We start from the raw sequence: 21,567 nt of genomic DNA on the forward strand, positions 1-21,567 counted from the left end.
CGCTGTGAACCACCCACAACCTAATCTGTGGAAACTTTGGTAGCCTTTGGACAAGTTAAGGAGTTAGCTCTAGGGTGGTTTTAAGTTCTGCTCCGCCAAAGGGACAAGCAGATGTCCCTCAGCGACGTCGCATAAAAGATAAATCTTCGAAGATGGGGGCCCCTCTGGCATTTATGAGTCCCTTTTTACTTCTATTTGCTATCTTCTTTCTGCTGCCAATTGGGTATGCAATCTATGAGAGCTTGCTGCAAATAAAGGTTTCGGGCCTTGGGATAGGTCCCAATTCCACAACTACTCAATTCGCCGGATTAGCCAACTACGCAAAAGTTCTTGCAAACGCCTCCTTTATCTCCGGGGTTGGACGCGTTTTAGAGTTTGGGATCGTACAGGTTCCCATAATGCTCATCTTGGCCACGACCTTGGCACTGCTGTTAGATTCGGCATCTGTCTATCTAAAGAGGTTCTTTCGGCTGGTCTTTTTCTTGCCATACGGAATTCCTGGAGTAATAGCGGCAATTCTTTGGTCTTTTCTTTACCTACCTGGATTGAGCCCAATTGTTTCAATATTGAAAGGTGTTGGCTTTGGGTCGATCAATTTTCTTGGAATTCACTCTGTCTTGTGGTCGATTGCAAATATCGTAACTTGGGAGTATACCGGTTACAATATGCTCATTATCTATGCCGGTCTTCAAGCGATTCCTCAGAGCTTATATGAGGCTGCGCGCATAGATGGAGCGAGCGAAATCCAGGTGGCCTTTAGGATAAAGATTCCGCTGGTCGTCTCTTCCCTGGTTCTTACCGCAGTATTTTCAATCATTGGAACCCTTCAGCTCTTTAGTGAGCCTCAGGTTCTAAGGTCTGTTACGACTAACATCAGTTCTTCATTTACTCCAAACCTTCTGGCTTATACAAAAGCCTTCGTCGAGAATAATCCAAATTTCGCGGCCGCAGCTGCTGTAGTTTTGGCGGTCGGAACATTCATCCTCTCGTTTGGATTTTTGAAATTGGTTCAGCGTCGAGCTCTAAGTGAGGTTGAAGTATGAGTATCGCTCCACCAATTGCACCTGAGCGCCAGAGGGCGCCTTTTCGCAAGAGTTCAATTTTGGCAATGGCCTTTATGTTTGTGATGGCTACCTACTTTTTGCTTCCCGCTTATTGGCTGGTAATTTCATCGACCAAGGGGCCTACTCAGCTATATGCCTCGCAAGGTCTTTGGATTAGTGGCTTCAAGCTGTTCTCCAACTTGAGCGGTCTGTTTAGTTACAATGGTGGGATCTATCTACAATGGATAATTAATACCGTTTTATATGCTGGAATCGGTGCGGCGGTCGCAACGCTGATCTCTGCGCTTGCCGGGTATGGCCTCTCTAAATACAACTTTAAAGGTAAAGAGCTGATCTTTTCCATAATTTTGGGAGGAGTGTTGGTGCCAGGTACCGCATTGGCTTTGCCGCTGTATCTCTTGCTTGCGAAGGTGCATCTGACCAATACTTACTGGTCCGTCTTGATTCCAGCCTTTGTCTCTCCATTTGGAGTATTTTTGGCAAGAGTCTATGCCGGAGCAGCTATCCCTAATGAACTTATTGAAGCCGGAAGAATAGATGGAGCGAGCGAATTTAAGATCTTTCGAACTATTGCATTTCGAATTATGTCGCCTGCGCTTGTAACGATCTTTCTCTTTCAATTTGTTGCTATTTGGAATAACTTCTTTTTGCCACTTGTGATGCTCTCCAATCAGAAGCTATACCCAGTAACATTGGGGCTCTATAGCTGGGACAACCAATACGGCCAGGCTCCTCAGTTGATAAGCTATGTGGTTTTGGGTTCGTTGATCTCGGTGATCCCCCTGGTAATAGCATTTCTATCACTGCAGCGCTTTTGGCGATCTGGGCTTACTGCGGGGAGTGTGAAGCTTTGACGGTCTATAGCGAGAGGCTTTCTCTTCCCTTGGGACGTCCCCTCTACTTTGGTGGCGATTACAATCCAGAGCAGTGGTCGCGAGATGTTTGGCAACAAGACGTCGAGATGATGGTTGAGGCCGGAGTAAATCTGGTAACTTTAGGGGTATTCTCCTGGTCGCGCCTTCAGAGTGCTCCTGGGAAGTTCGATTTTGGGTGGATGGATGAGATCTTTGAACTCTTAAGTTCAAACGGAATTATGGTGGATTTGGCGACTGCTACAGCGTCCCCGCCGCCATGGTTAGTCCATGCACACCCTGAAATCCTCCCAAGGGATTTTTCGGGGCGGACTTTGAGTTTTGGTTCGCGTCAGTCGTATTGTCCCAATTCTAGACCATACCGTGATGCGGCGGCGGAGTTGGTCCATGCGCTAGCGCAAAGGTATGGTAGCCATAGTGCGCTAGAGATGTGGCATATCAACAACGAATACGGTTGCCATGTGACCTCATGCTACTGCGATGTCTGTGAGGTAGCCTTTAGAGAGTGGCTTGTGAAGCGATATGTCGATATCGCTGGTCTGAATTTCGCATGGGGCACGACTTTTTGGAGCCAGATCTATACCGATTGGAACCAAGTAACCCCTCCAAGGATTGCTCCTACCTTTTCAAACCCTACCCAGCAGTTGGACTACGCGCGATTTAGTTCGGACTCTCTCTTGGATTGCCTCTTGGAGGAGCGCGCTATTTTGCGTGAGGTTACACCGCAGATCCCCGTTACAACGAACTTCATGGGATTCTTCAAAGGGGTAGACCAGTTCAAATGGGCAGAGGCTCTAGATTTCTGTGCTGTTGACAATTATCCTGATCCAGCTAGTCCAACGAGTTCTTTAATCTCGGGCGCCGTTGGTGATTTGACTAGATCGGTAGGTCAAGGGCGTCCGTGGATTCTTATGGAGCAAGCTCCTAGCGCGGTGAACTGGCGTGAGATCAATGCACCAAAGGCTCCTGGACAAAATCGAGCTTTGAGTATGTCATCTATAGCTCGTGGGGCCAATGGAGTTATGTATTTTCAGTGGAGAGCTGCTAAGGCGGGTGCTGAGAAATTTCATAGTGCGATGGTTCCGCATTCGGGTCGCAATTCCCGTGTATGGCGTGAGACCGTTCGCCTCGGAAATGATTTAAAGGCGCTTGGCAGCCTTGGATCATCTCAAACTCTTGTCGATGTTGCTATTTTATTTGACTGGGATAATTGGTGGGCGATAGAACTCGATTCGCATCCGAGTACGAAGTTGTCTTACCCACTTGGGATTTTGGACCTTTATAGATCGTTCGCTCGGGCCGGTCGGGTAGTCGATTTTGTTCACCCAGGCTCTGATCTCTCAAGGTACAAGGTCGTTGTGGCTGCTAATTTGTATTTGGTCAAAGAGGACGCTAGCTGCGCTTTCGTCGAGTATGTTCAAAATGGCGGAGTAGGCGTTGTTACATACTTTTCTGGAATCGTAGATGAGAATGACCATGTTTATTTGGGAGGCTACCCCGGATTGTGGCGAGAGCTTCTAGGTATAGAGATTGAGGAATTTTCGCCCTTGGCTATCGGTGAATCGGTGAGCCTAAAGGGCGAGTTTCTTCAATTGCATGGCGGAAGTGGTCAGCAATGGAGCGATTCGATTAATCTTGTTGGCGCCGAGGTGCTAGTCAGCTTTGGAAGTGGTCGACTTGAGGGCATGCCGGCAATTACAAAGAATGCATTTGGTTCAGGGAAGGCATACTATGTGTCAACTTCCTTGGATCCAGATACATGGGGATTGGTTTTGACAGATGCCCTAAGTGGTCATGAAGAAATAGCCATTAGGCCATCCAGCGAAGATGTAGAGATTGTAAATCGAGGCAATCTCGTCTTTATCATTAACCATGGGTTGAAGACGAATCTTTCGCTGGAGGGAGACTGGATTGACGTGCTTACCAAATGCGAAGTTAGCGGTGAGCTCAGCCTTGAGCAATACGACGTTTATGTTCTCTATCGGTTAATTAGGGAATAGAGATTTTGATCTACCCTGAGCAGGATTGAGTTTTGCTGGTATAACGATGAATGGTAAATCTAATTTTTTCGGACATACGAGGGAGGGTAGTTTCAGGGTGATAGCAAGTCAGCGCCGGTCGCGCATCTTCGAAGAGTTGCGAAATCGTGGTTCGGTTAGAGTTGTTGAGTTGGCAGGTCTCTTGGATGTTTCGGAGATGACCGTTCGACGTGATCTTGAAGTGCTTCAGGAGTCGGGTGTCCTGACCAAGGTGCACGGCGGTGCTATTGCTGTGGGCAAGAGTGCCGAGGAGCCCGGTTTCGAGGCAAAGATCTCTCAATGCGCCGACGAGAAGATGGCCATAGCGGGTGAGGCGGTCAAGTTGGTAGCGCCCGGATCCTCAGTCGCGATTTCTGGTGGAACTACTACTTGGGCGTTAGCGAGACTACTTCCATTGGTGCCTCAAGTAACAGTCGTTACGAATTCTTTGAGCCTAGGGGTAGAGCTCCATGCGAAACACCCTTCTCTCCCGCTGATACTCACAGGTGGAATACCGACTCCTTCGGGAGCGCTGGTTGGCTTGGTAGCGGATCTGGCTATTGAATCTCTGTATGTGGATGTGTTGTTTCTAGGGGTTCACGGGATGGACCCGGATGCTGGTTTTACAACACCTAATTTGGCTGAGGCTCAAACCAATCGAACCCTTATCCGTAGCGCTCGTCGGGTAGTTGTGCTTGCTGATCATACTAAATGGAGGACAATCGGTATGACCCGGATAGCTCCGTTTTCGGCTGCTGACATACTAGTTACTGACGACGGTATATGTCAAGAGGGCCGTCGTAGCCTGAGCGATACGGTTGGTGAATTAATTATCGCCCCCGTTGTCCATGGCCTCGATGGAGTTGGGTATGTATAGAAAACTAGGTGATCCTAGTTTTCTAAGATCGGCACTAGTTGAGTGAATTGAGTGTGGTAGCCGAGTTCGGATGGTCTTTAAATGAATTTGATGAGATATTTTGACGGGAGTGATGATGACTAAGAATCCGACTAATGCAACTGACGCCTTTGATTATGGCGATGAGGTTGTTGTGAGAGTGCACACTAGTGATGGTACGAGTATTTTACTGCGACATGTCGATGCTATGGCGGATGCGCGGAGGATCACTTTTTATAGACAAGTAAAAGTTGAGATCGCGTAATGACCGAACGAAGATATGATCCGACTTCAGGCGAGTGGGTAACTTTTGCAACTCACCGTCAGAATCGGACCTACAAGCCAAAAGATGACTTCTGCCCCCTTTGTCCCACCAAGGACGAGTCGGCACCCACTGAGATTCCAAGCGAGCATTTTGAGATAGTTACCTTCGATAATCGCTTTCCGGCCTATTCGATAGATGCGCCGGTTCCTGATGTTGCTGATAGCTCCTTTTATCGAGTTCTTCCGGCTTCAGGCAGGTGTGAGGTAATTGTTTATTCCGATGACCATTCCTTGACGTTCGCGGATCTACCTTTGAGTCGTCTGCGAATGCTGGTCGAGGTGTGGATAGACCGATGGAAGATATTGGGAGAGGAGGCGGAGGTCTCCTATGTGATGCCCTTTGAGAATAAGGGTGAAGTGGTTGGCACAACCTTGTCACATCCACACGGACAGATATATGGATATCCTAACGTTCCACCACGCGCCCAGAGGGAGCTAGAAGCCGCAGCACAGTACTTACAAGATACGGGTAGGTGTGTCGAATGCGACGTTATTGCAGCTGAGTTGGAGGGCGGAGATAGAGTTATCTATTCCAACGGATCCTGGCTAGCTTGGGTTCCTTTCTGGGCCCGATTTCCATACGAGGTACATGTGGCGCCTAAGTTGCATCGTCCAAGCCTAGTTGATCTAACAATGGATGAAAGAGCTGATTTTGCAGATATCCTTTCCGTGGTTGCTAAGAGCTATGATTGTCTCTTTGGTTTTTCGCTTCCTTATATAATGGCATTTCATCAGCGGCCCACCGACTCGGCTCAGGATTGGGATCCGATATCTCACTTTCACGTGGAATTCGCGCCCCCTCATCGAAGTTCCGACAAGTTGAAGTATCTAGCTGGCTCAGAGTTGGCTGGTGGTGCATTTATTACCGATGTTGTTCCAGAGATGGCGGCGGAGCGGATTCGTAAAGCGGGAGCTTTGATTAAGTGAACCTCACATCCGTATTGGGTAAACTCTTCGACGAAAATTTCAATCGTTCAGCTGAGGTGATTATCCGTTCGCCTGGTCGTGTGAATTTGATTGGCGAGCACACCGATTACAACGGGGGACTTTCGCTTCCGTTTGCGATCGATCGATATGTTATGGTTGGGATTTCCCGACGGGTAGACGGCCAAATCAGGTTGCTTTCAAATGATCAGAATGGAATTTTTGAGATCTCTATTGAAGATCTACTAAAGTCCCCCGCTCTAGGTGGTTGGGTGAGATATCCCCTTGGTGTCTTTCAGACCTTAATCGCTAGAGGTTTGCCCTTGGGTGGTTGCGACGTAGGAGTTGTCTCCGACTTACCCATGGGAGCTGGCCTTTCTTCGAGTGCCGCTCTTTTAGCGGGCGTTGGTCTGGCATTGATGGAGTCTTTTGGATTTGAACTTAGCAAGTCAGAGTTAGTCGAGGTCATCCACTTTGCTGAAAGTCACTACGGTGGATCCCCTGTGGGGTACTTGGACCAAATGGCAATAGTTCAAAGTAAAGCGAATCATGCTCTCCGCATTGATTTTTCGGATAAATCGACCTTGGACGTGGGGTTACCCTTTGGCGAAGTGGCCATTTTTGATTCAAGGGTCAAACACTCTATTAGCGCTGGAGGATATGGACTTCGTCGTCGCGAATGCGAAGAAGCAGCCCAACGCCTTGGAGTGGCTAGCTTGAGTTTAGCTTCGCTAAGTGATGCCTACGATAAATTGGATGATCTGCACTATAGACGGACGCGTCATGTTCTTAATGAAAATAGTCGTGTTTCAAGGGTGGTGGATTCTCTTCGAAAGGGCCTTGACGTCGGTATCTATTTGACGGCCTCTCACGCCTCTCTGCGTGATGACTTTGAGGTCTCCTGTAAGGAGTTGGACTTAATCGTGGACGAGGCCTTACATTTTGGTGCCAGTGGCGCAAGGATGGTCGGCGGTGGCTTTGGAGGTTCTGTGCTAGTTTTAGGAGGTGATTGGGAGGCACTTTCTAGATCGCTAGAGGTTAAATTTAATGCGATGTCGCTGGTTGAACCAAAGGTGTTGATCGTCTCAACTACTGGGACACTCCAAAGGGTCGCTTGAGAGTCCAAATATAGGAGTGTTGAGATCTCACTTTGGCTGAGATCGATTGAGTTCAACCTATGGGTTGACCTTGCTTTTATAGGTCAGGTTCTAGGCCCTCGGAGCAGCTAGATTTTGCTTTCTTCTGCCCCAAGATACTCAAGTTTTTCTAATACATAGATCACTTGTAGTATTTTGCCGAGGAGCTTATAGGTCAACCTTTAAAGGCGATTTCAACTGCGTTGGTACCCCTAGCTTTCATAATGGTTTCGAGTTGGGATAAGTTGCCAATAGAGCTCATTCTGGGAGATCTCCCAATTGTGGTAGGTTGCGGCTTTTGCACCATCGCCCAAAAGAAGAGAGGAAAAGCTTGGTTATTTTTAGTTTTTAGTCCAGTTTTCTTCAGTGACGTGATTAGCTGTCGGTGGATATGCAGTCTCGTTGGTAAGATTTCTTAATCTCCAACGAGCATCGTCGATGAGCGGAAGTGTAAATAGAGCCTCAATGCCTATGAACCGTTTGAGTAGTGAATATAAAAAGACTGTTGGCAGCCATGGCAATCGCCGAATGTTGTCATAACGTATTACCAATACCATTAAGACCGAGAGGGTAATTCCCCCAGATATGCCAAATGCGATTAGCGCTCCCTCTCTGGTAGTGGCGGTGCCTCTGGAAAATATTGATGCGAGTATCCAAAGCGGCACAACTCCTCTCGCTAGTGAGAGGGCTCTCATCGAGAGCATCTTTGGATAGAAAAACCAAGCCCTGGGGCCAACTAAGCCTGCGTAAAAGGGGCTATGGCGAGACCAGGTATGGAGGACCGCTCTTGTCCATCGCACCCTTTGTTCACGGAATGATGCTATGTCGGAGGGGACGTCTTCTTTGATTTTGATGGAAGTGTCAACGACTGCCCTAAAGCCCAGTCGTGATATCTGCATTGTAAAGTCTGCATCTTCGCCATTCATCCCGAAGGCGAAGCCAGACACTCTCAGCGCGGCACTCCTTCGAAACGCCACAAAGGTGCCTGGAATGCAATTTATTGAATTTACCCTGCTTTGTGCCAAGAGGTTAAAGCCAAAGGTCTTGATCTCTTCCAATCGACGCATGTGGTCGAACCAGGTGACTCCTTCGTCGCTACGTGGTGAGGGAAGCGTCCCAACCAAACCGATTTCTGGGTTGGCGAACCACCCAGGGAGCGGAAGAAATGCGTCAGAGTCAATAATAGTGTCGGCATCGATTCTTATTACGATCTCTGTCGACGTTTCGGCAAGTGCAGAATTGAGCGCGAATGCTTTGCCGGCATGGCCTAAGCTGAGTACTCTTACTTTGACCCATCGGCATTGTGATGCGACCGATAGCGCCTGATCTCTTGTATCGTCCATGGATCCATCATCGGCGATGATGATCGATACAGGGCCGCCATATGTGAGTGCCCCCGCATCGATTGCTTTAATCATTGATGCAATTGATGCACTCTCGTTATAGGCCGGAGTGATTATCTCAAGTGGAGGGGAGCTATTTCGGGGTAGGCCGGGCCGGACCTTAGGAGTAACGGCGATTATCAATAGCGACGACAAGGTGTAAAAGGCAGGATATGCCGTAATTCCAATTACTGTAAGGCTTGCAAGTGTCATCTTGAAGATTGATGCCAGTGAGAACAGTCCCATTCCGAGAATCAGCAATAGACCAGTCACAATGCTGAGAACCCGGATTGTATCGGAGCAGTTTTTGGCTCCTTCTCTTTTAACCGATGTAACTCCCGGTAGGACGAATGTGGAATGCAGGAACCTCAGGTAGATCACTGTTGACAGAAAGAGAGTCAGCAGGGTGCCTTCAATTGAAAATGGACCCACCGCCAGGCCAGTGGTACTTGAGATGATCATCTCAATTGCGTCTAAGGAGATAGTGAGGATAAGGTAGATGATTGCGTTCGACGCTATGGCTAACCTTCGAACCAATCGAGCACGAATAAATAGGGCGATTAAAGGATAGTCCAGAGCAATTAAGACTCGGATTGCTATTGGAATCTCACCGGTAGAGACAATCCTATGAGCACTTGGCGAATTGAAGGCGATCAAGACTACAGCCAAAGTGGCAAATTTATAGAGCCGGGCAACTTGGTGAAGGTCAATGAGCACGAAAGATGTGGCAAATATGATTGTAACCATCAGCATTGCGGGGCGTCTCCAATCACCCTTGGCCGATTTAGGGATTATTACTAGGTCCTTGCCATTGCCAAGATCGAATTTCGACGGTGAAAATAGTGGAAGAACACCAGCGCCAAGTGCTGCTAATGCGACGGTTACTACAGCTCCAAGTCCAAAGTAGTTGATTGTCATCGTTTCCTCTTTGTCAAAATCTAAGTTACAGACAAGGTAGCACTTTGCCACTTTTGCAGCACTGCTTGTTGGTAGGCGCTAGATCGAAAAGGCTTCAATGTCTTTATCTAAATCGCTATATAGAGCTAGTTGCAAGGTAAAACTCCGGTTCATAGCGGTTTTAGTTAGCTAATTTGGAGTTGCGCTTCCAACCATCCCTTGGATTATTCCCTTCGGCATTCCACCCACTTCTTTGGCGGTTATTTCGAAGAGGATCTGACCACCCTGAACTACTTCGATGGGCGAAGCATTTGAAATGACGCCGTAAAAGGTCTTTGTAGGGTTTCCCGAGAAGGTGATCGTTACCTTTTTACCGGAGTGAAATTTAGACAGACTATTTTGAGGAATTAGCAGCTGCACCTTCCAATTATTTCGATCGCTAAGTACTATGAACGGAAGCTGCGTTGCCGAAGGACTAGATCCTGAGCCGGAGGCCGCGGATTGAAATAGCGTGTTTGATGATCCAGTTGGAAGATTTGGTCCATTTGTATAGTTGACAGTTCCAGATGCTCCGGCCAATTGTCCCACCGCACCATTGACCTGCTCGACTATGCCTGAGATGGGGGCAGTTATCGCGGTAAGTAGCTTTGCTCGTTGGTCGGATTGGAGTTGTGAGAGATCTTTTTGTAGCTGTGCGTTAGCTGCGCTGATCTGACTCGAACTTCCTATGTTTGAGGGAGTGCCTAGCTTTATCTTAGCTTTGCTAAGAGCCGCATTGGCTTGTGCAAGGTTTAACTTGTCTTGGTCGACCTGGGCAACTGACGATGCATTTACACTGCTCAATGTGGATTGTGCTACGGAAAGATTTCGTTGGTCTTTGTTGGTCTGTTGATAAAGTGAGAGACATTCTTGGTAATAAGCGATTTGATTCTGTGGGATGGAGACTTGGGATGATCCGTATCCGGCGGGCTCCACTAAGCCGTTTGGACACGTGGTTTGGTATAGCTTTTGATCAGAACTTAGGAGAGAAAGCGAAACGTTGTATTGACTTTGGTCAGCAACAATAAGTGCGTTGTCTGTGTTGATTGTGTCTTGCAGGGTGGCTTGGTTTTGTGAGACCGCTGCCTGAGCGGCATTAACGTCTTGTATTAGGAGTTGATTGGCGCTGTTCTGCGAGGTCGGACTGCTTATTTGCGCGATCGTTGCTTTGTCGGCTGCAATTGCCGCGTTATCTGAGGCTATTTTGGCGTTATAACTCGAAGAATCTTGTGTTGCAAGGGTTTGACCTTGCTTTACATACTGCCCTGGAGTCACATCTATAGTGGTGACGTTTGCCGTAGTTGGAAAGTTGAGGTCGACCTGCTTTGCCGGTGCAGCAATTGCGACGACGGGGTGCTTGGTTAGTGCTATTGCTTTGATTACCACCACCAAGAGGGCTATGCAAAGCAAGATTGCCAAAAGAGTAGCGATTATTGTTCTAGATCGATCCCTTGTGTTTCGCCTTAAATCCGGGGCGGTTAACCTGTCATTTAGCGGGGCCCAAACGTCCATGAGGGCAGGGGATACTGGAGAACCAGACCATCTTGTTGCGCTAAGAGGTCGATCCTGTACTTGCGCGATCGCAGAGGCATTAGTTACTCCTTCAATCGGCCCACTTTTCATGGGCATTAGACCTTCTTGTGAGAAACTATCAGTTGATGGTTGTGTTGACTCTCCAGATTGATTGTTTTTACTATCGCCACTGTGATTGTTACGCAGGATGGCAGATTTTGATTCTAGGGTTGGCTTGTCTAGATGTTCCTCTATGAAGGACCAGAAGAAACTATCGTTTTCATTCGATCTGTTTAGACCAATATCACCAACGTCAGGTGTATTTTTAGATTCAACATCGTGGCAGCTGTTCTCGTCCATAAGAGCTCCTAAGTCGACAAATTTTCGATCCGGTATCGTTAGGTTTTATTTTTTTCAATTCGTTTGACTTTGCGCGGATAATTGAATCTATTAGAAGGTAAGGATAGAAAATTCGATTGATAAGTTTTAGGTAGTATTAAAATATAACATAATCTAAAGTAGCCAATGCATTATCTCAATTGGATTTTTTAATAAGTTGTCAGATCGTATTTTCGTTGTGTTGTTTGCGATACTATTTGGGAACAGTTCCAGTATGGCAGTCTATTACATTTTGTGTAATCTAATGGATTTCTAAACATTTCGTGAGTGGCCTTTGTGTCACTTGAGCGATAAGCAGTTGGGGTATTTGTCGCTGGTCTTGTTGGTAAAAGTCGACCTGAGTGGCTATCGGGTGGCCATTGGCGAAATTGAATCTATCTAGATCATCATTGGTGTTCTGTGGAACTCGCTGATTTTCTTTTTGGTCTTGCCCTTGCCGAGGACATCCATCCATCCATCCATCCATCCATCCTGTTTGAATCAAGGGTTTATGGGAAGAGAAAGAGCCGAAGGTATCGGGGATTTTTAAAGGTTTAACACCTTCGACTTTGAGATATTTTCGATCATAGGGTTGCTGTAAAAACTTATGATCGAGATTTTGGGTGAGTTGACTCCAATGTGGTGTTAAAAAAATTCGATTCTATCAATTAGGTTTGAATAATTTTAGACATCTATGGCTGGTAGTTGGAGCAAGGATTACTTTGTTATTATATTATCATTAATTTTAGATCTGGGTTAGCATGCAATATAATTAGTCAAGTGGACTGTAAAATTATTATATTGATTTTGCGCTATCCTGAGGTCGATTTTGAAGATCATGAGTTTTGATATTGATGATAAGGCATTACTATTGCCCGCTTTGTTGGATTGGTATTCAATTTTGTGCAAGTAATGATGTCATGATAAGTGCGCTCATTCTTGACCAGTCGATTTTAATTTAAGTTTTGGATTCTTTTAAATATTTCTCTCTTGAATGCGCGATACCGAGCGAAGAGCCTTTGGCTGGGGTGCTTTTTTAGCAAGTGGGGATTGTGTAAAGTTGGCTTGTCGGGTCGGTTGTTAGGGGTGGAGCACGATCTGTGCGTCGAGGAACACTCGTTTATGGTTGTGGAATCTAATTCCTTGATCTTGCTTATTATTATTATTAGTTGGAATCACAACGCCATATTGGTACTTCTAGCGTTTTGATTCCAACAGCCGAGATTGGCTACTTCACGGCAACGGGCCTCTTTTTTTTGAGAAACATTCAAGCCATTTGGCGCGCAAGTTTTGCTCACGATCACAAGTTTCAAATAATTGGATGAGACTTTAGTGTCAATTACACTCGTTTCTTGAACGATATGGCGAATTTGAAGTCCGCTTTTGTGTTGTAGTTGCCCAAAGGAATAATTTGTTCCAATTGTGTTATTTGCTATTTGCTTTGCATCATATAGTGATAGTGATTAGTAGATTTGGCAGTGATTGTCGTATTTATTTTTAAAGATCACACTGAGTAGCCTAAATTTTGGTGGCTATCTCTATATACTTCGGAGTATACGTTGAACAAATTACGTGCTGGTCTTTGACATCGTCAAGTTCCTTCAATTGGGTAGTTTAGATGTCAAATCGAACTATCAGTAATGGGAAGTTTCAACTATTTGTCTATTTGCTTATAGCTTGGAGGCCGTGTGAATAGGGTATCTTGTTCGCGAAACGGGCAGTTGGCCATTTCGCGACCACGTTCGTAGGGCCAATGGTGATAGCCATTTTGGAATAATTGGTCCAAAGAGTTACTCGTCAAAGATTTGAGTTTGCTAGACATAGCGTTACCATTACGCAACTTGAGGATAACTTCGGTGCGGATGCTAATGTTGTTCCTAGCTTTGGACTGCATAGCTTGGTTTTGAGCTGCATAGCTTGCCAAGATGATAGAGAATTCTTTCGGCGAATGGGGCCACGAGATCACCTGATGGTGATTGACGGCCTGACAACGGCTACTGCTCTTATGGTGAAGGTCAGATAGCTTAGGATTCGCATTTTGAGCGAGCAACCGCCCGCTCTAATGGCTGTGAAGGGGCGTATTGCATCCTTTATGGGTGTCAACCAAATCGGAGAGGTTTATCCAAAAACAGCAAAATGAATGCCGACCCTTGTCGAGGGGTAAGTTGTCCGTAGCTCTTTGAAAGCTTAGATTTGTATTTGAAGACCTTTCTCGGTCCTTTGAGGTCTCTTTGGCTTGTGTCAACAAAGGAGTGGTGACGGTCCGGGTATCTGCTCCCAAAAACCTGAGCATAATTGCTCAAAGCCGTTGGGCTTATCCGCACATGGTTGATAAGAGATTTGGGTCTCTTGCAACTCATGCCCCTTGACGCATCGTTGCGCCGGATGAACGAGCTAGTAAGATACGTCGAACTTCCCTATGAGGGGTATAGAGAGTTATCTCATGATCGAAGTATCTATGTCGCAGGTTCAAAGCAGCGTTGAAATCAGCCTGGAGAACATCCCCGTTTGCACAGTGAAACTTATCCCCCACACGCTTACCTTCCAGTAGATGTGTGTTGGAGTCCATTTGCGATGTATAGGCCGCATTCACGAGAACATTTCTCGCTTTAGCCTGTTGTGTTGTAGATTCAAGGGCTTCTGCTAGTGTGCCTTTGGCCCATGCTGAACATTTTCCTGTTGTACTTCTTCCGGGGCTTCTTCTTGGCGATAGGACGGCTTAGGTCTTCGGAGATAACGAGGCTGGCCTTGTCTACTACCGAATGGGCTGCCTTGAAAGCAATGTTCCTGATTCGTTCCTGTGCCTTATTCTTGCGAGCGTTGATCTTCTTTGTCCCAAGGTTGTTGGTCTTGATACGGTCAGCCTTAGATGTGTGTCCGGCTTCTCTGTGCTTTTTTTCTAGGGCGTGTAGCTTGTTGCGAGCCTTGCCAGTTTTACTAGCCTTGCCACTGTACTCGGTCATGATTTTGCCAAGCCCCATGCCGTGCGTGTCTCCATCTGAGTCCACGAACGCTTCGGTGTATCCTTTGTCAACGGCGATAACATCGGCCCCGACTGGGCGGCCTGGTGGTTTCTTGAATGCGTAATGGATCTCGATAACGTCGTCCTTGACTATGATCCTGAGGTTCTTGCAAGATAAGATCAACATTCTTGCCATTGGTAGTTGTGACTAGACGGATGGGTTGTCCGTATTTGGCTGCGATGTTGATGACCACGACGACTTTGCCATCAACAATCTCGGTATGGTGTCTGTCTGAACGGACTACGAATTGGTTGTTGACCTTGGAATGTCCGTGCTTGAAATGCTTTCGCATCTGGCGGTGTCGGAAGTTGTCTTTGGTCCACTCGCCCTGCAAGAGTGTGTAGAGGCGAGCGAGTTCTTCTTTGTCGTCTTTGGCTCGGGCATAGATAGCCCTACGTACCTGCTTGCGAGCGGCAGCTCGATAAAGGAAGACATCATTAACAATATCTTTCGTGCTCTCGTTAGGGATGGTGCCATCTATTGGCAAGTTAAAATAGAGGGCGAGACTGCTGATTTCGTTACGAATATCGTTAGAGCTTTTGCCAACCGTCTTTCGTCCACCGTATCTTCGCCAGATGTCCGCTCTTATGTAGCCAACGGCCTTAGCTATCGGCAGTAGCTCTTTGGGTGTGTCGGCGTAGATGATGCGAGTGCTAGTTGTCACTGAGTACCTGAATCTTGTGTTTGGGATACTCGGCCTGGAGCTGTTGCTTGTATTTCCTCACGCCATAAAGCCGACAGCTAAAAGTGTGGACGATAGCGAGCATATCTTCGACCATCTCCTGTTCTGGTGAACACGATGGTTGATTGACTACTACTATCTCGCATCCCGATTCTTCAGCTATGTGGGCGATAAGATCGAATCCAAACCTAACGAGTCTGTCTTTATGAGCGATTATTAATCGTTCAATCTCTCCGTGCTGTATACGATCCATAAGCGCTAGGAACTTCTTGCGTTTGAAGTTCATACCTCCGCCGATTTCCTAAGTCCACTCATCTACAGCTATACCAGCGTTAAGACAGTAGATCTCCATAGCTTTAACCTGTGATACCAGGTCATCTTTTTGCCCTGAACCACTCACTCGGCGCTAGACGACAGTGACTCGACTAACAGGAGCGCCGCCCAGCATAGCTCGTACATCAGACTCATCGAAGTAGCGATGCCCGCTAGGGAGCCTTTTGGGCGTGATCTTGCCCTCTTGCTCCCATCGCCGTACCGTACTTGGACTACGCCCAATCCGTCGTGCGAACTCACCAATGCTGTAAGTATTAGCCATTACAGTTAAGTATCGCAAGTGTTGGATAGAAAAATGTCAACTGTTGTTTGCTCCTAAGGCGCTAGAGATCTTCACAAGCAATACGTGATGCCCATAAAACCATTGCGCAACCTATGGCTATGCATCTAGATAGATTTGTGTAAAGGTCAAGGTTGTAGCGGAGTCCTTCATGGAAACTTTTCAATGAAGGACTCCGTCGCGAAAGGGAGCTACATATCGAATAGCTTCTTTGCCTCGTCGATGGTCATGTCACCACTTGGGACTACTAGATCAGAGACAGCCATTGTCTCATCTGCCAGAAGTGCTCCAGAGCTGACGATAAGATTATTCAATTGTCGGGCGCAGTTTGCAAAACCCTTTTCGTCGCTATGGGAAATAGCGGTTTCCATGGCTGTATCGAGAGCATCGAGCTGCGGCTTAATCGTTATTGGAACCTGATAGACCGATTCCCCAGCGATCCTGATCGTCAATACCTCTCCCAACGGAGCCGTTGTGTGTGGGGTTGGTACTGCAATAGGTGGTGCAATCGGTGTTGGTGTGGGCATGGTTGGAAGCTGGGCGACCGGGGCTGGCGCTGCCGTTAACCCCAATTCGGCTTTCATCGCCTCAAGCTCTAGATCCACGCCAGTGCTTGAGGTGGCTGAACGCAGTTGACGCTCGATGTCATCGTTCCCACCGCCAATTGCCAGGGAATCAAGCACTCCAGAGTCCGCCAGTTCGCCAACGGCTGAAGAACGTGCCTGGTATTGAGTGATCTTTTCTTGAGCGCGATCAAGCATTAGATTTACATCCGTCATATGCTCGGAAAGACCGCTTAGGTTTTCAACGGCTTCACTTGAAGCTTTGGCTGCTGTGTACTGAGCCTTCATTGTTTCGCGCTGTGTTCTGAAGACCTCGATCTTGGCTTGAAGCTTGCGCCCCGTATCCTCTAGAGCTTGCTCTTGTGTACGTAGCTGGTCGATCTGAGGGTTGAGGGCATCCACTTGACTCTTGACTACCCTTGCCCTTTCAAGGGCAGTTTTGGCTAAATCTTCTTGCCCTTGTTGGAGTGCTTGGCGGGCTTGTCCTTGTAGTTTTTCAAACTGACTGTTGAGCTGTGCTCGTTGAGCCTCTAATCTCTTTTGTGATGTAAGGACATCGGCAATCGATCGCCTTACTTGCTGGAGATTCTCCATCATCTTGGTATAAGACAGGTCAAGTGCTTGGGTTGGGTCTTCAACCTTATCAAGAGCTGCATTGGCTTTTTGTTGAAAGACCTGCGAGAGCCGCTTAAAGACGCTCATCTTTTATCCATTCCCTCTCTAGCGCTTTAGCTAGTAGCGCCGTTGACTTAAGTTGCACACGTGCAAACCTTTGGCAATCTGATCGGCCAAAAAACTAGCATAGTAATAACTGTAGTTTGTGGTGGCTAGGAATTCACTTAGAGATGCGTCAAATTTTGTAACCTTGTGGAATGATTTTTATTTCTCGATGGGAAAGAACAGGTTTCGAGCCCCGTTATCTGCCAGCGCGAAGTGGCGGGAGTACTTGATATCCTGAGCTGACGCTCCATTTCTCGGAGTCCGAAATGGTATCTGCTGGAGACTAGTTTCAAGGAGGCCACGAGAGACACTATGTGACTTTGAAGTGGGCAATGACCTGAATTTGGCATTTTTCTTTGAATATTTCGCGGCTGTAGGTGTGTCGATTGCACCCTTGAGCACGCAGTGTTTAGCGTTAAAATTTACCTCTCTCTAGGAGACACACCGATTGGTTCTAGTGAGATATAGATTGGTTCGGATTTTCTTTTGCATGGGTTGTTAGCTAGAAGCTTTGCCCAAGATATTGTTTTGGGTTTTGTCGAGGTGACTCGGGTTGACTGGCGTCAATCGCTAAAATTTGATTTAGGGGTTAAGCTTGGATCCGAGCATCAGGACAAGATTACGATGGATACACCCTAACTATGACTATTTGTCAGGATCAGTGAAAAATGACGACATTTTCGATGTTTGCAACCCGGAAACGAGTGGCGAAAGAGAGCCTTTTGCACTTTGACTATTCGCTCGTGATCGCAACGCTTGCCTTGGCACTCGTGGGCGTTGTTATGGTCTATAGCGCAACGAAGGGAAAACTCCAAAGTGGAGGTTTGAACCCCAAATATTATTTGGAGCGCCAAGCGATCTGGGTCGTCTTGGGTTTTATCGCAATGATCGTAACGGTTCTGATCGACTATCGTCATATTCGTCGCTTGGCTTACGTGGTCTATGGCGGGGTATGTCTAGGACTTCTGGCGGTCCTTTCTCCTATTGGCCATAGCGCACTAGGCGCTCAACGTTGGTTCCAACTTGGTCCACTTCAACTCCAGCCATCGGAGTTCGCAACCCTAGCAGTTCTTTTAAGTGCGGCCTTTTTTCTGAGGGATGGCGAAGGACCAATACCGATCGGAAGATTGATAGGGGTTTTGGCCCTGGCTGGGCTACCTATGGCACTCGTCATCAAGCAACCTGATATCGGTACAGCCATCATCATCGGCGTGGTCTTTCTGTGCCAGTTGGTCGTTGCTCGAGTCCGTCTGGTTCATTTGGTGGTATTGGCCATGTTGGCGGTATTTGGTATTTACGTCGTGATTCATCTTCATATATTGCAGAAATATCAGCTCAACAGGTTGACTTCATTCGTAAATCCTCATGCAAATAATGCTACGACGGGCTACAATTTGGCGCAATCCAAGATCGCCATTGGTTCCGGTGGACTCTATGGCAAAGGATTGTTCCATGGGACTCAAACAAATCTGTCATACGTACCCGAGCAGCAGACAGACTTTATTTTTACCGCAGTTGGGGAGCAGTTTGGCTTTATCGGAGGGAGCCTCGTAATCTTAGGATTCGGCTTTATATGCTGGAGAGTTTGGCATGTGATGTCGATCGCTAGAGACAGACTTGGTCGCCTCTTGGCTGCTGGTGTTTTGGGGCTGTTGTCCTTTTCGATCTTCCAGAATGTAGCGATGACTATGGGGATTATGCCCATTACTGGGATACCGCTTCCATTTATGAGCTATGGTGGATCTGCTGCACTCTCCTTTTTCACAGCTGTGGGTGTAGCATTGGGGATTGGGATGCGAAACTCTAGATATGTACCGGATGATAAACGCCAATTTGCCGCTCAAATGAACGAATAGCCCTCGACTGGGTTTAGATTCGAAGGCTAGGAATGGGGCCTGGCCCTAGGAAGACGAAGCTACCTGAGTTGGAAAGACAAGAAATACCGCAAGTGGAAGAATTGAATGGCAAAGTTCAGTCTGAGACCCTTGACGATTCTCCATTCGTACCATCGGGCACTTCTCACGAAGATGTTTCACCCAAGGAGTTGCTCGAGGTCGATTCATCGCTCGATGAATTAGATTTTTCACATCCAAAAGTTGATACTATCGACGAAGAGTGCGTGTCATCTGGCTTTGATGAAACCGTTCTTCGATTGTCCAGTCGCAGGCGTAGCCGTGTTGTGGACGTTGGCGTCGCGTTACCAGACACCTTTGGCCATGTGATCATAGAAGAGACGGATGAGCCCAATAGACGGCTTTCGGTTCCGATATCTCTAGATCAGGCGTCTATGATAGCAGCGGCATTGCTCCATCTTCCGAGAAGGCGACCCTTGCTCGCCGATGTGGTGTCAGACCTTTTTGATCAATTTTCCATGACTATCGCAATGATTTCAATCACTGGGCGTCAAGGGGGTGTCTTCTTGGCGGAGGTTACCGTTGTCGATAGCCGTGGTCAACAAAGGACCGTTCCCTCTCGGCTTAGTGACGCTATTTTGTTGGGTCTAGCCTCTCCCATCATGCCCCCATTGATGGTTTCAGAGACGCTATTTGGATAAGGACTTCTGTGGCTGGGCCATTTTGATTTTCGTGTGAGTGACGAGCTTGCTCATGAATCTAAATGGCCCATATCATTGCCCGGCATCTTTTTCCTAGATCTCTCATTGCCTTTAGGGGCCTGCGACCTCTAAAGATCAGTAAGAACCTTCGATAACATTTTTTGGGGTCTCTCCCCTTGAAATTCTGGCAAGGTTGTCCTCTAAAAGTTCGGTTGCTTTTATGTAGAACGATTTGGTTGCTCCTCCAACATGGGGAGTTATGACCACATTTTCACACTCCCAGAGCGGGTGGCTGGGATCTAATGGTTCTGGATCGGTAACATCTATGCCAGCTGATATCCTCCCAGAGGAGACTTCTTTGTAGAGGTCCGCAGTTACCACTACCTCTCCTCGTGCAACGTTGATCAAGAGTGAATTATTGGGCATCATGGCTAAGAAGTTTGCGTCTATGAGGCCTTTGGTCTCCGATGTGAGCGGCACGACGACAACGACTATATCTGAGTTGCGTACAACTTCTTCGCACACGTTGAATGCTATCGTGTCGTTGTGGCCGCCCTTAGACACGAGCGTTGGAAGACCTCCAAAGGCTGTGATTAGGGTCGCTATTCGTCTTCCGATCGATCCAGCTCCTATTATTGTGACTTTGGCGCCGAAGATACTGGGACGTGTTTTTCGGGTGCTCCAGCCTTGGTTCTTTGCCCGGATGGTTGCGTCGATGCCTCGCAGTCTGGTTAGAATCAGGGCTATCGTCAACTCGGCCGTTGCATCGTCATGTACCCCTTTGGCATTGCAAAGGGTGACGCCTTCCCTCATAAAGGGTAAAGCGCGGTCGATTCCCGCAGTGAGCAATTGGAGCCATTTCAGTCTCGGCATCTTGTCGATAGCATTGTAGATCCCGTCGCCGCCCATGTAAGAAGGGACATAGATCTCGATCTCATCTAGGTTGGGAGGAAGTTCATCAACGTCGCCATCGAATATCGTTGCGGAGATGCCGTTGGGTAATTTGATGTGAGAAAATGCGTGTGGAATCAATATCTGCATATCAAAATCCTACAATCTCAAAGACTATCTCGATCTTGGATGAATCGAAAAAGCCCACCATGTTCCTCGTGCTAGTCCTAGAGGTCCAAGTGAGATTGAACTGTTTCAAAGATAAAATAAAAGTCAGGTAGGTCGAACCTGGGGATAAAAGCTGCAAAATTGGCTGCGAAGCGGTCCTTGGTCGAAAGGTTTTCTTAGGGTCTATTCACTTTTGACAATTGGGACTTTAGCCATGGGTGACTTGAATCACTATGCGTAGATCGTGTAGGGTAATCGGCCATGAATGCAAGATTTTTTCAACTTTTGAGCGGTTATGTATCGCCAGGCGTAGCCTCTAGTGTCTCTTTGGCGGCCGATGGCGAGCGAGTTGTAGTGATTGATCCAGGGATGGTCTCCAATAAGGAACTGATCATCTCGGCCATCCAATCGGTTGGGTATTCCGCACCGGAAGTTACAGATGTGATTGTGTCGCATCTACATCTGGACCACACGATGAACGTAGCTTTGTTTTCGAATGCGACGGTTCACGACTTTATGGCGAGTTATAAGGATGATTCATGGGAAAACCACGAGGAGAATTTTTCAATCACTGAAAATATCACTGTCGTCTCAACGCCTGGACATACCCGGGAGGATGTTTCAACTTTTGTCAAGGCCGACTCCGGATTGGTAGTCTGCACTCACCTTTGGTGGTCGAGTAGCGGACCGGAGGTTGACCCTTATTCGCACGATCAGAGAACTTTGGAGTCTTCTCGTTCAATGGTTTTACAGAGGAAGCCGGATTTGATTGTACCGGGCCATGGGCCCTCCTTCAAGGTAAGCGAACTAAGGCTTTGAGCGCTGCCTCGTTTGGAAATTTAAGGTGATTGTCTTGGAGCGGCCTGGGTGGTTAGAGAGATAGTCTCTGGCGCTTCAGAGGCTTCGTAAATG

At 47.3% G+C, this 21,567-nt stretch carries 17 protein-coding genes and 1 pseudogene; 10 read left to right on the plus strand and 8 right to left on the minus strand.

Going from position 1 to position 21,567, the window contains the following annotated elements; genetic code table 11:
• Positions 1 to 74: 74 nt before the first annotated feature.
• From AXFE_RS01715 to AXFE_RS01745, 7 genes are all read left to right on the plus strand, one after another.
• On the plus strand, positions 75 to 1,043 hold the full coding sequence (locus AXFE_RS01715; RefSeq protein WP_200891156.1) for a carbohydrate ABC transporter permease: 969 nt from the start codon (positions 75 to 77) through the stop codon (positions 1,041 to 1,043).
• Entirely contained in the window at positions 1,040 to 1,918 is an 879-nt protein-coding gene (locus AXFE_RS01720; RefSeq protein ID WP_052604170.1) for a carbohydrate ABC transporter permease, read from the plus strand. The genes AXFE_RS01715 and AXFE_RS01720 overlap by 4 nt, the downstream gene beginning before the upstream one ends.
• Positions 1,915 to 3,936 (plus strand): beta-galactosidase, encoded by a 2,022-nt coding sequence (locus tag AXFE_RS01725; protein WP_052604171.1) that lies wholly within the window; start codon positions 1,915 to 1,917, stop codon positions 3,934 to 3,936. Before AXFE_RS01720 ends, AXFE_RS01725 begins: the two co-directional genes overlap by 4 nt.
• Before the next feature lie 97 nt (positions 3,937 to 4,033).
• Positions 4,034 to 4,831 (plus strand): DeoR/GlpR family DNA-binding transcription regulator, encoded by a 798-nt coding sequence (locus AXFE_RS01730; RefSeq protein ID WP_052604172.1) that lies wholly within the window; start codon positions 4,034 to 4,036, stop codon positions 4,829 to 4,831.
• 115 nt (positions 4,832 to 4,946) lie between these two features.
• The gene (locus AXFE_RS19810; RefSeq protein WP_160291686.1) at positions 4,947 to 5,114 is read left to right on the plus strand and encodes a hypothetical protein; all 168 of its coding nucleotides are present in this window, start codon (positions 4,947 to 4,949) and stop codon (positions 5,112 to 5,114) included.
• Entirely contained in the window at positions 5,114 to 6,100 is a 987-nt protein-coding gene (gene galT / locus AXFE_RS01740; protein WP_052604174.1) for a galactose-1-phosphate uridylyltransferase, read from the plus strand. Before AXFE_RS19810 ends, galT begins: the two co-directional genes overlap by 1 nt.
• Positions 6,097 to 7,215 (plus strand): galactokinase, encoded by a 1,119-nt coding sequence (locus tag AXFE_RS01745; protein WP_052604175.1) that lies wholly within the window; start codon positions 6,097 to 6,099, stop codon positions 7,213 to 7,215. Before galT ends, AXFE_RS01745 begins: the two co-directional genes overlap by 4 nt.
• Before the next feature lie 359 nt (positions 7,216 to 7,574).
• Here the strand turns inward: AXFE_RS01745 and AXFE_RS01750 are convergent, their stop codons facing one another.
• The 7 genes and pseudogenes from AXFE_RS01750 to AXFE_RS01780 all read right to left on the minus strand — a co-directional run bounded on the left by AXFE_RS01750 (position 7,575) and on the right by AXFE_RS01780 (position 17,024).
• Positions 7,575 to 9,533: a glycosyltransferase family 2 protein gene (locus tag AXFE_RS01750; RefSeq protein ID WP_052604176.1), complete on the minus strand. Its 1,959-nt coding sequence runs from the start codon at positions 9,531 to 9,533 to the stop codon at positions 7,575 to 7,577.
• A 168-nt stretch (positions 9,534 to 9,701) separates the two neighbouring features.
• Entirely contained in the window at positions 9,702 to 11,423 is a 1,722-nt protein-coding gene (locus AXFE_RS01755) for an HlyD family secretion protein (protein WP_052604177.1), read from the minus strand.
• 2,374 nt (positions 11,424 to 13,797) lie between these two features.
• Entirely contained in the window at positions 13,798 to 14,034 is a 237-nt protein-coding gene (locus AXFE_RS20310; protein ID WP_235347510.1) for a hypothetical protein, read from the minus strand.
• Positions 14,035 to 14,071: 37 nt separating this feature from the next.
• Positions 14,072 to 14,422, minus strand: a complete 351-nt coding sequence (locus tag AXFE_RS20315; protein WP_200891157.1) for a hypothetical protein — start codon at positions 14,420 to 14,422, stop codon at positions 14,072 to 14,074.
• Between the two features lie 49 nt (positions 14,423 to 14,471).
• Positions 14,472 to 15,128 carry a DNA polymerase III subunit delta gene (locus AXFE_RS20320; protein WP_200891158.1) on the minus strand — a complete coding sequence of 219 codons (657 nt, stop codon included), beginning with the start codon at positions 15,126 to 15,128 and terminating at the stop codon, positions 14,472 to 14,474.
• A pseudogene (locus tag AXFE_RS01775) lies at positions 15,118 to 15,741 on the minus strand (IS607 family transposase). The gene AXFE_RS20320 and the pseudogene AXFE_RS01775 overlap by 11 nt, the downstream one beginning before the upstream one ends.
• Positions 15,742 to 15,950: 209 nt before the next feature.
• Positions 15,951 to 17,024 carry a PspA/IM30 family protein gene (locus tag AXFE_RS01780; RefSeq protein ID WP_082058393.1) on the minus strand — a complete coding sequence of 358 codons (1,074 nt, stop codon included), beginning with the start codon at positions 17,022 to 17,024 and terminating at the stop codon, positions 15,951 to 15,953.
• Positions 17,025 to 17,710: 686 nt separating this feature from the next.
• On the opposite strand from AXFE_RS01780, the gene rodA reads away from it, so the two are divergent.
• Both rodA and AXFE_RS01790 read left to right on the plus strand, forming a co-directional pair.
• Positions 17,711 to 18,898 (plus strand): rod shape-determining protein RodA, encoded by a 1,188-nt coding sequence (gene rodA / locus AXFE_RS01785; protein WP_052604180.1) that lies wholly within the window; start codon positions 17,711 to 17,713, stop codon positions 18,896 to 18,898.
• A 92-nt stretch (positions 18,899 to 18,990) separates the two neighbouring features.
• The gene (locus AXFE_RS01790) at positions 18,991 to 19,596 is read left to right on the plus strand and encodes a bifunctional nuclease domain-containing protein (RefSeq protein ID WP_160291687.1); all 606 of its coding nucleotides are present in this window, start codon (positions 18,991 to 18,993) and stop codon (positions 19,594 to 19,596) included.
• 135 nt (positions 19,597 to 19,731) lie between these two features.
• Here the strand turns inward: AXFE_RS01790 and AXFE_RS01795 are convergent, their stop codons facing one another.
• The gene (locus AXFE_RS01795; protein WP_052604182.1) at positions 19,732 to 20,637 is read right to left on the minus strand and encodes an NAD(P)-dependent oxidoreductase; all 906 of its coding nucleotides are present in this window, start codon (positions 20,635 to 20,637) and stop codon (positions 19,732 to 19,734) included.
• 279 nt (positions 20,638 to 20,916) lie between these two features.
• Here AXFE_RS01795 and AXFE_RS01800 point away from each other — a divergent pair, with 279 nt between their 5' ends.
• Entirely contained in the window at positions 20,917 to 21,474 is a 558-nt protein-coding gene (locus AXFE_RS01800) for an MBL fold metallo-hydrolase (protein ID WP_052604183.1), read from the plus strand.
• The last annotated feature ends 93 nt before the right edge of the window (positions 21,475 to 21,567 follow it).

Source organism: Acidithrix ferrooxidans (assembly GCF_000949295.1).
GTDB lineage: Bacteria > Actinomycetota > Acidimicrobiia > Acidimicrobiales > Acidimicrobiaceae > Acidithrix > Acidithrix ferrooxidans.